A 13,209-nucleotide genomic window follows, 5' to 3' on the forward strand; every position below is an offset into this window, starting at 1 on the left:
CTTGTCGTCCGGCGTCCCTCTCCACGGAACATCTCGGTCACCCGCTCCTTGTCGCTCAGCGGCATGAGCGACAAGGAGCGGGGCTGCAAAGGCGCCCAGGGCACCGAAGATGTTGCCGGGCACGGTGGAGGGAGGCGGCGTCAAGGGCAGCCGTTGATCCATACCCCTGTGACGGGGGGACTGAGGGGGACTGTGACCTCAGAGTACTGTCCGTTGTACACGCAGGGACCCCACGTTTCGTACGAGCCACCCGAGGGATAGGGGTACGTCAACCTGACCACGACTCGGTATCGGCTGGCAGCGTTGGTGCAGTGGCCCCAGTAGATCTGGGTCCCGGGATACTGCCCGGCTGTACAGCCGGGGGAGGTGGTGGCCTGGGCGGGAGAAGACGCCCCGAAGAGCGCGGCGGTAGCGACGAGGGTTGCGGCGGAAAGGACTGCCGCGTGCTTTCTCATGTGCATCTGTGCTCGCCTCCAGCAGATTGGGCGTGCTACGGAATTCCCCCGAGGATGGTGCACACTATTAAGAAAGTTTCCTAAAAAAATAGTAAACGCGCCTTCAGCGCTGTCAAGGCCGATTTCCCACACGACCGGCGAGCCCTCGTCGATCGAAGACCATCCCACACGAATCCTCGGCTGCGGTCGGTGAATCACCGCGCCCGGCACGTGTGTGAGCACATAACTCGATGCCAGAGCCGACCCGCAGCAGGCTGCGGAGTGGGCGGGACACTGCTTTGCCGTCCTACTCCCCTTGCATGCCAAGGTCGTCACTGACCGTGACGATATCAACCGGCGGCGCATCGCCGATTTCCTCCAGGGCGCCACCTGGACGCCGACACAAATACGACACAACCAACCGTAGACAGCCGGTTACGGCTGGCGATAGTCGGCCACACAGCAAAGAGCCCCTGCCAGCGTTTCCACTGGTCAGGGGCTCCAACTTGCCTGGTGGCAGGTGCAAGGTTCGAACTTGCGTAGGCTGAGCCGACGGTTTTACAGACCGCTCCCTTTGGCCACTCGGGCAACCTGCCGTGCTGTCCGCTTTCGCGGTGGCAGGTAGAAGGATAGCGGACTTCCGGACCTTGCGTGAACTCAGTTTGGCCGTAGCCCGCTCTGCTCGGTCTCCAGGGTCTTGTCCCAGGTCAGGTGCCTGACGGACCGGTGGCGGGGTCGGCCTTTGGCCGATGGGTTGCTGATACGCGGGGCCTTTGACTCCCGCTAAAGTCGGTGCGAAGGCCAGAGGAACAGGTGACGCAGGATGCCGCCTGCCCCGTGGGCAGGCGCCTTAGCAGTTCAGAGGGGTTTGTACTTTGGCGGACTCATCTTTTGACATCGTTTCGAAGATCGATCGGCAGGAGGTCGACAACGCCCTGAACCAGACGGTCAAGGAGATCGGCCACCGGTTCGACTTCAAAGGCACCGGGGCCTCCATCGCGTGGTCGGGCAAGGACATCGAGGTCAAGGCGAACTCCGAGGAGCGCGCCAAGGCGGTCCTGGACGTCCTCCAAGAGAAGATCATTAAGCGGAACCTATCGCTGAAGATCTTGGATGCGGGGGAACCGAAGCTCTCCGGCAAGGAGTACCGGCTGACGATCGGCCTCAAGGAGGGCATCGACCAGGAGAACGCCAAGAAGATCGCGAAGATCATCCGGGACGAGGGAGCCAAGGGGATCAAGGCCCAGATTCAGGGCGAGGAGCTGCGGGTGAGCTCCAAGAAGAAGGACGACCTGCAGGATGTGATCACCCTGCTCAAGGGCAAGGACCTCGACGTCGCCCTGCAGTTTGTCAACTACCGGTGACGAGGGGCGTCCCGAGGCTCCGACCATGACCTGTGCCGCAGGCGAGCCAGGTCCGTCCCGAGCCTCGGGCCCCTCCCCCCACCTGACCCGCGAGCACCTCGTCGACCGGGCGAGCCTGAACCGAACTACCTGACCGACGCCGTCCGGCTACCGCAGGTACGCAATCAAGCATGGGCAAGCCCGACTCCCACCCCATAACCGATATTTCAGATATTCCGGAACATGCGCCCCACCAGCCCCACCCGAAACAGCCGAAACCCCAGGCCAGGTGCGCAGGCACCACGTCTGGTGACGTTGAGGCAACCACCCATCCGCACCGGCGAATAATGCATAGACGCCTCAAAGTGGACAGGGTTAGCGTTACCAACATGAGACTCAAGCACTTGGCACTCGCCGTACGTGACCGGCGGCGTTCACGCCGGTTCTATGAGACCTATTTCGGATTCGGTGACGGTCCGGCCACCGAGTACGACGACGGCACAGTGATCATTCGTGATGCCGACGGGTTCGATCTTGCCATCAATGAGCACCACGGACCTGCCCCCATGTCGGGATTTGCCCATTTTGGCTTTACGTGTGCGGATGCCTCCGAGGTGAACGCCCTGTTCCAACGGGTCACCGGCGACGGCGTCATGGTGATAGAGCACTGCGACGAGCCAGGATTCGCCAGCTTCAAATGCCTTGATCCCGATGGATATGTGGTGGAAGCGTATTGGGAAGACTACTCAAATACCCCTGATCATTAAGAAGGGGAACGTATGGGAAAAACCTACCCCGCACTCGACGAGCGGCTGCGCGAGTTCATCCGCGAGCAGCCGATGTACTTCGTGGCGACCGCCCCCACCGATGGCGGCCACGTCAACGTCTCGCCCAAGGGCTACGCGGACACCTTCCGGGTCATCGACGACCGCACGATCGCCTACCTCGATCTTGATGGCAGCGGCGTCGAGACCATCGCCCACCTCCGCCAGAACGGCCGCATCACGGTCATGTTCTGTGCCTTCTCCGGACCGCCGAAGATCCTAAGACTGTACGGCCGAGGGCGCACGGTCACCCCCACGTGCGAGGGGTGGACCGACCTGCTCGGGCTCTTCGGCCCGCACCCCGGGGTCCGATCGATCATCGTGGTCGACGTCCACCTCATCACGGACTCCTGCGGGTTCTCCGTGCCGCTCATGACCTATGAAAGCGATCGCGATCTGCTCGACCGCTGGTCGGAGCGGAAGGAGACGCAGGAGAAGCGGGCATATCGCGCCAAGAACAACCGGGAGAGCATCGACGGCATCCCCGCGCTCTCCGCCGCGGAAACCGATCCGGTGAACCAGCGCTCGTGATTCAGCGCCGGTAACCGGCCATCCGCTCCAACCGCGAGACCCGCTCGGCCGTCGCCGGATGGGTGGAGAAGAGGCGGGCGATCCCGTGCCCGTGGAAGGGGTTGGCGATCATGAGGTGACTCGCGGACGCGAGCCGGGCGTTGCCCGAGGGAAACGGCCGGGCCCGAGCACCCATTTCGATCTTGCGTAGCGCGGAGGCCAGCGCCAGCGGATCCCCGGTGAGCCGGGCGCCCGACTCGTCGGCCTGAAACTCCCGGGAGCGCGAGATCGCCATCTGGATCATGCCGGCGGCCACCGGCCCGAGGATCATCAGCAGGAGGGCGCCGAGGAACCCGGGGCCCTCCTCGTCGTCGGAGCCGCCGAAGAACACCGCGACATAGCTCGACCACGTGATCATGGTGGCGAGGGCGCCGGCGACCGAGGAGAGGAGGATGTCACGGTTGTAGACGTGAGCGAGCTCGTGTCCGACGACGCCGCGCAGCTCACGTTCGTCGAGCAGGGTCACCAGGCCCACCGTCACACAGATCGCGGCTTTTCTCGGGCTACGCCCGGTGGCGAAGGCGTTCGGCTGCATCGTGGGCGACACATAGAGTCGCGGCATGGGCTGCCGTGCCGAAACGGAGAGCTCGCGGACGATGCGGTAGAGCACGGGCTGCTCCACCTCGCTGACCGGCCGGGCACGCATCGCGGTCAGCGCGATCCGGTCGGCGAAGAAATAGGCGACGGCGTTCATCGCCAAGGCGAGGACGAGCGCGATCTGCAGCCCGAACCCGCCGCCGAGCCAGGCACCCACCGCGATGACCAGCGCGGACATCACCCCCAGAAGAATCGCTGTCCGCAACCCGCTGTGGTGGTGCATCGCCTCCTCCTCTCCGAACTCAGGATCGATCCGGTGGTCGATCGGAGGCGTCCCGACGGGCCGCTCGCAGAGACTCTGCTTAGGCACAACGTATGAGCCCAGGTCGGACGTTCCCGAAACGGTTGGTTGAGGCGGTTGTAGATCGCGCCACGGGGAGTTCCCGCAACGCAGATCACTTGGTCGACGACTCGCACCGACGGTGGGGCCGGGGCGTTCGGGGGAGAAGGCCCTCTGGTGGCGCGAGGCGGTGGACGTACACCCGGATCATGCCGACTACCAGCGCGGAACCGACCGCCGTATACCGGTACCGGTCGGCGCGGACGCACCGGCCGGGACGGCACCGAGGGCTGCCGACGCGCATCGACGGAACATCGATCTCGCGGACCGGTTCGACACCCGCGATCTCGATCGCCGGAGAGCGCGAACTTTTGCCGTCGCAGGCGCATCCAACCGACCATGAGAAGAACTCAGGAAGCACTCGCTCTAGCAGTGCTGTCCCTCGTTTCGGCCGGGACGCTGATTGTCTCGCCCGCCCACGCGGCCGCGACCAAACCCGCGGGCTGCCCTACCCCCACCAAGGCAGAGGTCAAGCGGTCCCATGACGGCACGGTCGACCGGCCGCCGAGGGGTGCCACCGCCATCGCCGGAGTCCGCGTCAACCACATTCCAAAGGGTTTCTCCCACGGATCGACCCTCATCAACAAAGGCGACGGCATCAGCGACTACAGCTATGTCTGGAACAACGACCGTAAGGATGCGGATCCAAAGAACAGAAATCTGTGGGTGCGAGTGGTCTGCTGGAAAGACGCCGACAAGCTCTCACGGCTGAAGGACGCCCCGATCATCCTTGGCACGTTCACCCATACGAAGACCGCGAAGATCGGCGGTCGCAAGGTGCTCACCAAGGAAGGTGACGGCGCGCTCGGCCGCGGACGGTACGTCGGCTGGGTCGCGCGAAAGGGAGTCGTGATCACCGTGATGGCCAGCCCGTCGCTCGTTCCCGAACTCGACAAGATCGTCAAGGGAATCCGGCTGCTCTGAGCCGGCCAATGTGCCCGGCACCATTCCGGGGCGCTTGACAGAGCCGGGCTGTGCCAGGTGACAACGCACCTGTCACGCCGCGGCGGCCAGGCACACCGACCGGCCGCAGGCTACGCCTACCCAGCCGATGGGCCGCCGATGGGGAATGTCGCGAGCCGGTCGGACTCCCGGCCGAGATGATGCTCCATCCTGAACCGCTCAAACCACTCCGCTTCAGTTCAGGACGGACAACGCGAGCTGGGGGGCGAAGGAGAAGACCCCGGTGATCACAACGGCGACGGCGACGGCCACGCCGACTGGTGCGGAGACCAGTCTGGTACGGCTGACGCCGGGTTCCGCAGGTGCGAACAGCCTGGCCGCCCAGGCCATGTAGTAGTAGAGACCGATCACCGTGTTCACGGCCATGACCACGGCGAGCCAGCCGAGATCGCCCACCACGACCTCTCGGAAGACGACGACCTTGGCGAACAGGCCCGCCAGCCCCGGCGGCAGCCCGGCCAGGCACACCAGGAAAAACGCCATGGCCAGGGCTGCCACCGGGTTGGTGCCGTACAGCCCGCGGTAGTCGTCGAGGTGGTCGCGGGGCCGGGCTCGGGCCACCAGCGTCACAATCGAGAAAGCCCCGATGTTCATAGCCGCATATATCAGGATGTAGGCGGTGGAGGCGGCGACCACCGTCGACAGTTCACGCTCCCCGGCGACCCCGAGCGGGGCGAGGATGTAGCCCGACTGCGCCACCGACGACCACGCGAGCAGCCGTACGGCGTGCCGCTGCCGGAGCGCCAGCAGGTTCCCGACGGTCATGGTGAGCGCGGCGAGCACCGCCACCAGAGGAGCCCAGAGGTGGGCGAGCCCGGCGAACGCCTTGGTCAGCACGAGGAAGACCGCGGCGAACCCCGCGGCCTTGGAGATGACCGAGAGCAGCGCCGCCACCGGGATCGGCGCGCCCTGGTAGACATCCGGCGCCCAGAAGTGGAAGGGAACCACCGCGATCTTGAAGATGAAGCCGGCGAGGACCATCACCAGGCCGAGGTCGACCACGCCGAGGATCCGCTCGGCGATGGCCGCGGCCTCCGGGGAACCGCCCGCGAAGACGACCACGTTCCGGTCGGTGGGCAGTGCCGCGGCGATCCAGTCCAGGTGCACCCCGCCGGTGACCCCGTAGATCAGCGAGATGCCGAAGAGGGTGATCGCGGTGGAGACCACCGAGACGAGGAAGAGCTTGAGCGCGGCCTCCCCCGCCTTCCCGTCGTGGCGTTTCAGCGCGGTGAGGGCGAAGACCGGCAGCGACAGCAGTTCCAGCGCCACCACGAGCGTGATCAGGTCGCGGGAGGCGGGGAGTGTGACGGCTCCGGTGAGCGCGCAGAGCAGCAGGAAGTACCACTCCCCCTGCGGAACCCCGCGTTCCCCCATGGAAAGGAGGATGACCACGACCGCCGCGGCGAGCACCACCCCGGCGAACACCAGGGAGAGGTTGTCGGCCACGTAGGAGCAGGACGCCAACCCCTCGACGCGAAGCCCTTCGGGGACGCAGAAGGTGCTCCGGTCCTCGCCCAAGGCGAGCAGCACGACGGCGACCAGGGCTGCGATCACTCCCGCGAGCGCCGGCACCGAGACCGCGGTACGGCGGGAAATCCCGGCGGACTTCGGCAGCAGCAGATCCACCAGCAGCACGAGCCCGGCGGTGATCGCGAGAATCAGCGGAGGCGCGATCGCCGCGTAGTCGATGGACTGGATCACGGCGCCCCCAGGAAGGTGCGGACGACGGGGTCGGTGACGGTGAGGAGTGCGGACGGCCAGAGCCCGAAGACCAGGGTGAGGGCGACCAGCGGGGTCCAGGCGAGCCACTCGTGCCGGGCCACGTCGCCGAACGGGCCCTGGGCGGCGGTGGACGCCCGGCCGTGGGTCACCCGGGAAAGCATGACCAGGAAGTAGGCGGCCGTCAGGAACGTCCCGATCCCCCCGATCGCCATGAAGACCAGGAAGAGCGGCCGGGAGAGCCCCTCGGCCGGGTCGAACGCGCCCTGGAGGGCGAGCATCTCCCCCCAGAACCCGGCGAGCCCGGGCAGGCCGAGTGAGGCGACGCAGGCGAAGGTGAGCACCGACCCCAGGTGGGGAGCCCGGGCGAGCATGCCGCCGCCGAGCGCGGTGATGTCGGAGGTGCCGTACCGATCCTTGATCCCGCCCACCACGAAGAAGAGGAGTCCGGTGATGAGCCCGTGGGCGATGTTCCCGAACAGGGCGGCGTTGATGCCGACGGGGGTCAGGGAGGCGAGACCGAGGAGGACGAACCCCATGTGGCCCACCGAGGAGAACGCGATCATCCGTTTGAGGTCGCGCTGGGCCAGACAGGCGAGGGCACCGTAGACGATGCCCACCACGGCGAGGGCGCCGAGCCAGGGCGCCACGGCGGCGGCGCCGTCGGGCAGGATCGGGATGGCGATCCGGGCGAAGCCGTACGTGCCCATCTTGAGGAGCACCCCGGCGAGCAGCACCGAGCCCACGGTGGGTGCCTCGGTGTGCGCGTCGGGCAGCCAGGTGTGCAGCGGCCACATGGGGACTTTGACGGCGAGTCCCAGCCCGACCGCGACGAACGCCAGGATCTGGACAACCGGCGACATCCCCGCACCGCCTGCGGAGGCCAGGGCGACGATGTCCAAGGATCCGGTGAACGACCAGATCACCAGGAGGCCGAGGAGGAGCACCGCGGAGCCGAGGAGCGTGTAGAGGATGAACTTCGTCGCGGCCCGCCGGCGCCCGGGGCCGCCCCAGCGCGCGATCACGAAGTACATCGGGATCAGCACGACTTCGAAGAACACGAAGAACAGCAGCAGATCGAGCGCGAGGAACGTGCCGATCATCCCGACTTCCAGGAGGAGGATCAGCGCGGCGAACGCCCGCGGCGACCCCTGCTTCCCGGCGAGGGGCACGATGAAACAGAGGAAGGTCAGCAGGCTGGTCAGCACGATCAGCGGCAGCGAGATCCCGTCCACCCCGAGGTGGAACCGGAGGTCGAGCCCCGGCACCCAGGCCAGGTCGACCTGGAACTGGGCCCGAGCCGCGGCGCCGTAGTCGAACACCGCGGCGAGGATCAGCGCGAGCGCGAGCGTCACCCCGGAGAAGACGAGCCCGGCGAGGCGGGCGAACCGCGTCGTCTGCCGCGGGGTCAGGAACACCGCACCGGCCAAGGGTACGGCGAGCAGCGCGATCGGCAACCAGGTCATCCCGCCACCACCTTCGTCACAGCGGCCGGAACCCCGCCGAGTGAGCGGGGGGCGCAGCCCGTACCGGACGATTTGCCGGTACGGCGGGAGCACGCGAACTCCCGCACCGCGGCCCCCGGCCCGTCAAGCCTGAGGCAGGGGGCAACCGGGCGGGTGAGTGAGCAGGCGGACCCGATGAACCACCCGAGCCGACCGGGGCCGCAGTCGGCTGAAGCGGCGGGGGGAACACCGGCTTCACCCGCACCGCACGGAACGGCTTCGGCGCCTCCACCGGTACGGCGCGGGCGCGCGAACCCCCGCACCGCGGCGCCCCACCCGCCGGGCCCGAGTCGTGGGGTGACGTGATGGGCGGCGAAGCCCGTGTCGAATGGGTGGTTCATCCGAGCATCACCACACCGACGACGATCAGGAGGACTCCGGCGAAGACCCCGGTGACGTAGGTCTGCACGTTGCCGCGCTGGAGGAGCCTGAGGAGGCCGGCGAGGGAGACGGCGGCCCGGCCGCTCCCGCGAACCGCCCCGTCCACCACCGTGTGGTCGGCGGCGACGGTGAGCCGGGCGGCGGCGAGCACGGGGCGGACGAAGAGCGCCGCGTACAGTTCGTCCACGTAGAAGGCGCGTTCGCAGGCGGGGCGGAGCGGCCCGAGCAGCCGGGCCGGGTCGAGCGCCCGGTCGCCGCGCCAGACCAGGTAGATCACCCCGAGGCCGAGGCCGGCCGCGGCGACGCCGAGCACCGAGGAGAGGAGTTCGGGGCGGAGCTCCGGGACGGCCAGGCCCGCGAAGCCGAGCAGGAGCGCGGGGACGGCCAGGACGACGATCGGCCACCGCATGGTGGGGGGCGCCTCGTGGACCGCGTGTTCGGTACGGCGTTCGCCGAAGAAGGTCCTGAGCCAGGCCCGGCCGGCGTACGCGGCGGTGAGTGCGGCGGTGGTCAGGAGGGCGGCGAAGACGAGCCAGGCGATCGCCGGGGCGACGGGGGCGCCGCCGTCGCCGAGCGCGGTGTGCTCGGCGGTGGCCAGGATCGCGTCCTTGCTGAAGAACCCGCTGGCGATCGGGAGTCCGGCGAGCGCCATGAAGCCGATGGTCATCGCCGGGAAGGTGACCGTCAGCGCACGGGCGAGTCCCCCCATGTCGGACATGAGGTTGGAGCCGACGGTGTGGATGACCGCCCCGGCGCAGAGGAAGAGCAGCGCCTTGAACGCGCCGTGCGAGATCAGGTGGAACACGGCGGGCCGGATCGAGTCCGCCACCGCCAGCCCCGCCGCCATCACCGCGAGCTGGCTGACCGTGGAGTAGGCGAGAACCCGTTTCAGATCGTCGGCGGCGAGGGCGGCCAGCGCGGCGCCGAGCATGCCGAGCACGGCCATGACCGCGAGGGTGCCCAAGACGATCGGCGCGGCCAGGAACACCGGGTGCAGCCGGGCCACGATGAAGACGCCCGCGGCGACCATGGTGGCGGCGTGGATGAGGGCGCTGATCGGGGTGGGGCCGGCCATCGCGTCGGGGAGCCAGGTGTGCAGCGGGACCTGGGCGCTCTTGCCCGCGACCCCGGCGAGCAGCAGCAGGGCGCCGACGGTGAGGGTGACCGCGGACATCTGCGGCACCTGGGCGAGGATGTCGGCGATGCGGAACGAGTCCGCCGCGAACCCCAGGACGAAGATTCCGAACAGGAAGCCGACGTCGCCGAGGCGGGTGACCAGGAACGCCTTGACGGCGGCCCGGGAGTTGGCCCGGTCCTCCCACCAGTGGCCGACCAGGGCGTACGAGCAGAAGCCCATGATCTCCCAGCCCACGTAGAGGACCAGGAGGTCGGCCGCGTACACCACGAGCAGCATCGCGCTGGTGAACAGGCTGATGAACGCGGCGTAGGAGGAGTAGCGGGGGTCGCCCTTGAGGTAGCCGATCGAGTAGATCTGCACGGCGAGCGCGACGACGGTGACCAGGACCCCGATCAGGGCGGAGAGCGGGCCGACCTCCAGGCCGACCTCGATGGGGATCCCGCCGGTCCGGATGAGGGTGAGGGTTCCCGCGCCGGACGCGCCGACGGCGGCGACCCAGATCGCCAAGGCACAGGCGATCGCGGTGGGGATCACGGCCACCGGGATCGGGGAGATCTTCCTGCCGAGGAGCAGGCCGGTGAGGGCGGCGAGGAACGGCAGGCCGACGATCGCCGCCGGCGCCGCGGTCATGACCGGGTCTCCTCAAGCTCCTGCGCGGCGTCCGGTTCGGGCTCCTCGCCGGGGCCGGGGGGCTCGGCGAGGTCCTGAAGCCGGTCGATCTCGACGCTGCGCCGGTTCCGGAACACCGCGAGGACGATCGCGAGCCCGACGCCGAGTTCGGCGGCGGCGATCACGATGATGAAGAGGGTGAACACCTGTCCCGAGTGGAGCCGGTCGGCGAACCACACGTCGAAGGCGACCAGGTTGAGGTTGACGGCGTTGAGCATCAGCTCAACCGACATCAGCACCAATATGGCGTTACGTCGGGCGAGTACGCCGTAGATCCCGATGGAGAACAGCAGCGCGGAGACCACCAGCGGGTAGACGATGTGCACTCAGTCCCTCCCCCGGATGTCGGTGCGGGACAGCACGATCGCGCCGATCAGCGCCGCCAGCAGCAGCACCGAGAGCGCCTCGAACGGCAGGACCCAGGTCCGGAAGATGCTGGAGCCGATGGTCTTGGCCGCTCCGTCGACCTCCGTGAGCGGCGCGTACGCCGTACGGAATCCGTCGATCACCACGGTCACCAGGAGCACCGCGGTGGCCAGGGCCACCACGGCGGCGAGCACCCGGTTCCCCGAGTCCAGATCGGGCGAGCGGCCGATCGGCGCCCGGGTGAGCATGATGCCGAAGAGCAGCAGCACCACCACCGCGCCCACGTAGATCAGCACCTGCACCCAGGCCACGAACTCGGCCGTGAGCACCAGATAGCAGCCCGCCAGGGCGCCGAAGGTCACCACCAGCCAGAGCGCGGCGTGCACGAGCTGGCGGGTGGTGACGACCAGGAGCGCCGAGCCGACCGCGACCGCGCCGAGCAGGAGGAAGACGATCTCCTGTCCGGTGGGGGTGAGGTAGGAGGGCACGGCGTCCAGGTTCATGTCACGTTCTCCGGTGGCTCACCCCGGGTGGGCCGGGGGCCGCTGCCGTTGCCCTCCGGATCCGGATCCGGATCCGGTCGTTTCGGCAGGCTGCCCGGCGGTTTGATGGCGCGTACGGCGGCAGCCCGCGGCTCCCGTACCGGACGCTCCCTGGCCGGTGCCGCCGCCGGTGCTCCCGCGTCGCGGGCGGGCCGGGGTGGCCGGGCCGCGACCTGGAGCTCCTTGGCCGGCTCCGCCTTCTCATCGTGGGCCGGGGGCGGCGGGACACTCTCCAGCCAGCCGCCGAGCCGGTCCTTCTCGTGGAGCAGGTCGCGGATGTCGTATTCGGAGTAGGCGAACTCGGGGGACCAGAAGAGCGCGTCGAAGGGACACACCTCGATACAGATCCCGCAGTACATGCAGAGGGAGAAGTCGATGGCGAAACGGTCGAGGACGTTGCGGGTCCTGGCCCGGCCCCCTTCCGGGGAGGGCAGGGTCTCCTTGTGCGAGTCGATGTAGATGCACCAGTCGGGGCATTCACGCGCGCACAGCATGCAGGAGGTGCAGTTCTCCTCCACCAGCGCGATGACGCCCCGGCTCCGCGCCGGTAGCTCCGGTTGGACTTCCGGGTACTGCCGAGTCACCGACCGCCTGGTCAAGTGCTTCAGCGTAACGGCCAGTCCCTTGGCGAGTCCCGATCCAGGTATGCGCGCCACGGTTCAACATCATGACGTACGGTTGGCGATCGGGGAATAACCCGCACGCGGGATCACGCGCGCTATCGCGCCGAAGTTCGTATTCTTCATTCCATGCCCCCTATGAGCGAATCGGACGAAGAGCCCGGCGCCATGGACGAACGCGACCGGTACGACGAGGACTCTGCGTACGATCAGCGACGCCACGGCCACGGCATGCCCGGCCAAGGACCGGCCGGGCGGGCGGGGGCGGGACCGGCCAGGGACAGCCGGCCCGGCCAGCGTCCGTACGCGCCGGGACCGGACCACCGCACCACCGGCTTCCCCCACGACCCGGGCACCCGGGCGTTCGGCCTGGACGGGGCGGGTGGGCCGAGGCCTGTACCTTACCAGGACCCTCAGCAACGACACCCCAAAGGACCTGCGGGAACACCGCACCGCGGCCCCTATCAGGGCCCGCCGCAGCGGCCGTTCACCGGTCATCCCGGCCAGCGGGGTCCGCAGCAGTATCCGCCGAACCTGCCGTACGTCCCGCCGCCGGACGACGAGTGGGGCAAGAAGGCGCTCAGCCTCCTCTGGTCGTTCTCCCCGCTGATGACCTGTGGTTTCGGTACCCCGTTCACCTTCCTGTTCGCGGCGATCAAGAACAAATCGTGGCTCAACGCGGCCGTGACCCTCGGCTACAGCCTGATCATGGTGATCTGGTTCGCGATCGCCGACAGCCGGTACGACGAAGTCGCCCCCGTTCTCAGTTTGGCGATCGTGGCTTTGGGGACCACGCACGCCCTGGGGGTCCGCCGCGAGGTGTTCGGGATCAAGAAGCCGAAGAAGGGTCACTCGCCGAACGAGCGGGCGCTGGCGCTGGCGCAGTACCGGCGGGAGCTCCGGGCCGAGGCGCGGCGGCTGGTCGCCGAGGACGGCGCGCTCGCCCGGGAGTTGCGGATCGGCCGCCCCGATCTGCCGCGCAGCTACGACGACGGCGGGCTGATCGACATCAACCACGCCTCCGCCGAAGCGCTCACCAGCCTGCCCAGCATCACCCCGGAGATCGCCGAGAAGATCGTGTCGCTCCGGGAGTCGGTGGGCCCGTTCATCTCCGCGGACGAGCTCTCCGTCACCGCCGCCCTCCCGCCCAACCTCACGGCCGAGCTGGAGGAGTACACGATCTACCTGCCCTGACCGG

At 68.2% G+C, this 13,209-nt stretch carries 13 protein-coding genes and 1 tRNA gene; 6 read left to right on the forward strand and 8 right to left on the reverse strand.

Annotated features, from left to right (window positions below):
- Nucleotides 1-945 precede the first annotated feature (945 nt).
- Nucleotides 946-1,030, reverse strand: a tRNA-Tyr gene (locus RUR_RS32615).
- 279 nt (nucleotides 1,031-1,309) lie between these two features.
- Here RUR_RS32615 and RUR_RS32620 point away from each other — a divergent pair.
- The 3 genes from RUR_RS32620 to RUR_RS32630 all read left to right on the forward strand — a co-directional run bounded on the left by RUR_RS32620 (nucleotide 1,310) and on the right by RUR_RS32630 (nucleotide 3,132).
- Nucleotides 1,310-1,798 (forward strand): YajQ family cyclic di-GMP-binding protein, encoded by a 489-nt coding sequence (locus tag RUR_RS32620; RefSeq protein ID WP_283139069.1) that lies wholly within the window; start codon nucleotides 1,310-1,312, stop codon nucleotides 1,796-1,798.
- A 368-nt stretch (nucleotides 1,799-2,166) separates the two neighbouring features.
- The gene (locus RUR_RS32625; protein WP_283139070.1) at nucleotides 2,167-2,544 is read left to right on the forward strand and encodes a VOC family protein; all 378 of its coding nucleotides are present in this window, start codon (nucleotides 2,167-2,169) and stop codon (nucleotides 2,542-2,544) included.
- Between the two features lie 12 nt (nucleotides 2,545-2,556).
- On the forward strand, nucleotides 2,557-3,132 hold the full coding sequence (locus RUR_RS32630; protein ID WP_283139071.1) for a pyridoxamine 5'-phosphate oxidase family protein: 576 nt from the start codon (nucleotides 2,557-2,559) through the stop codon (nucleotides 3,130-3,132).
- A 1-nt stretch (nucleotide 3,133) separates the two neighbouring features.
- Here RUR_RS32630 and htpX read toward each other — a convergent pair whose 3' ends face one another.
- Nucleotides 3,134-3,991, reverse strand: coding sequence for a zinc metalloprotease HtpX (htpX, locus tag RUR_RS32635; RefSeq protein WP_283139867.1), 858 nt, complete (start codon nucleotides 3,989-3,991; stop codon nucleotides 3,134-3,136).
- 199 nt (nucleotides 3,992-4,190) lie between these two features.
- Here htpX and RUR_RS32640 point away from each other — a divergent pair, with 199 nt between their 5' ends.
- Nucleotides 4,191-4,451, forward strand: a complete 261-nt coding sequence (locus RUR_RS32640; protein WP_283139072.1) for a nitroreductase/quinone reductase family protein — start codon at nucleotides 4,191-4,193, stop codon at nucleotides 4,449-4,451.
- Nucleotides 4,448-5,032: a hypothetical protein gene (locus RUR_RS32645; RefSeq protein WP_283139073.1), complete on the forward strand. Its 585-nt coding sequence runs from the start codon at nucleotides 4,448-4,450 to the stop codon at nucleotides 5,030-5,032. Before RUR_RS32640 ends, RUR_RS32645 begins: the two co-directional genes overlap by 4 nt.
- A 213-nt stretch (nucleotides 5,033-5,245) precedes the next feature.
- Here RUR_RS32645 and RUR_RS32650 read toward each other — a convergent pair whose 3' ends face one another.
- From RUR_RS32650 to RUR_RS32675, 6 genes are all read right to left on the reverse strand, one after another.
- Nucleotides 5,246-6,772 carry an NADH-quinone oxidoreductase subunit N gene (locus RUR_RS32650; protein WP_283139074.1) on the reverse strand — a complete coding sequence of 509 codons (1,527 nt, stop codon included), beginning with the start codon at nucleotides 6,770-6,772 and terminating at the stop codon, nucleotides 5,246-5,248.
- Nucleotides 6,769-8,256: a complex I subunit 4 family protein gene (locus tag RUR_RS32655; protein ID WP_283139075.1), complete on the reverse strand. Its 1,488-nt coding sequence runs from the start codon at nucleotides 8,254-8,256 to the stop codon at nucleotides 6,769-6,771. Before RUR_RS32655 ends, RUR_RS32650 begins: the two co-directional genes overlap by 4 nt.
- A 376-nt stretch (nucleotides 8,257-8,632) precedes the next feature.
- Nucleotides 8,633-10,444, reverse strand: coding sequence for an NADH-quinone oxidoreductase subunit 5 family protein (locus tag RUR_RS32660; RefSeq protein ID WP_283139076.1), 1,812 nt, complete (start codon nucleotides 10,442-10,444; stop codon nucleotides 8,633-8,635).
- The gene (gene nuoK / locus RUR_RS32665; protein ID WP_283139077.1) at nucleotides 10,441-10,809 is read right to left on the reverse strand and encodes an NADH-quinone oxidoreductase subunit NuoK; all 369 of its coding nucleotides are present in this window, start codon (nucleotides 10,807-10,809) and stop codon (nucleotides 10,441-10,443) included. The genes RUR_RS32660 and nuoK overlap by 4 nt, the downstream gene beginning before the upstream one ends.
- Complete coding sequence (locus RUR_RS32670) at nucleotides 10,810-11,352, reverse strand: NADH-quinone oxidoreductase subunit J family protein (RefSeq protein ID WP_283139078.1); 543 nt, start codon at nucleotides 11,350-11,352, stop codon at nucleotides 10,810-10,812. It abuts the gene before it with no gap.
- On the reverse strand, nucleotides 11,349-11,990 hold the full coding sequence (locus tag RUR_RS32675) for a 4Fe-4S binding protein (RefSeq protein WP_283139079.1): 642 nt from the start codon (nucleotides 11,988-11,990) through the stop codon (nucleotides 11,349-11,351). Before RUR_RS32675 ends, RUR_RS32670 begins: the two co-directional genes overlap by 4 nt.
- A gap of 159 nt (nucleotides 11,991-12,149) precedes the next feature.
- Here RUR_RS32675 and RUR_RS32680 point away from each other — a divergent pair, with 159 nt between their 5' ends.
- The gene (locus tag RUR_RS32680) at nucleotides 12,150-13,205 is read left to right on the forward strand and encodes a helix-hairpin-helix domain-containing protein (protein ID WP_283139080.1); all 1,056 of its coding nucleotides are present in this window, start codon (nucleotides 12,150-12,152) and stop codon (nucleotides 13,203-13,205) included.
- Nucleotides 13,206-13,209 lie beyond the last annotated feature (4 nt).

This window comes from Rhizohabitans arisaemae (assembly GCF_025996515.1).
In the GTDB taxonomy this organism is placed as follows: domain Bacteria; phylum Actinomycetota; class Actinomycetes; order Streptosporangiales; family Streptosporangiaceae; genus Rhizohabitans; species Rhizohabitans arisaemae.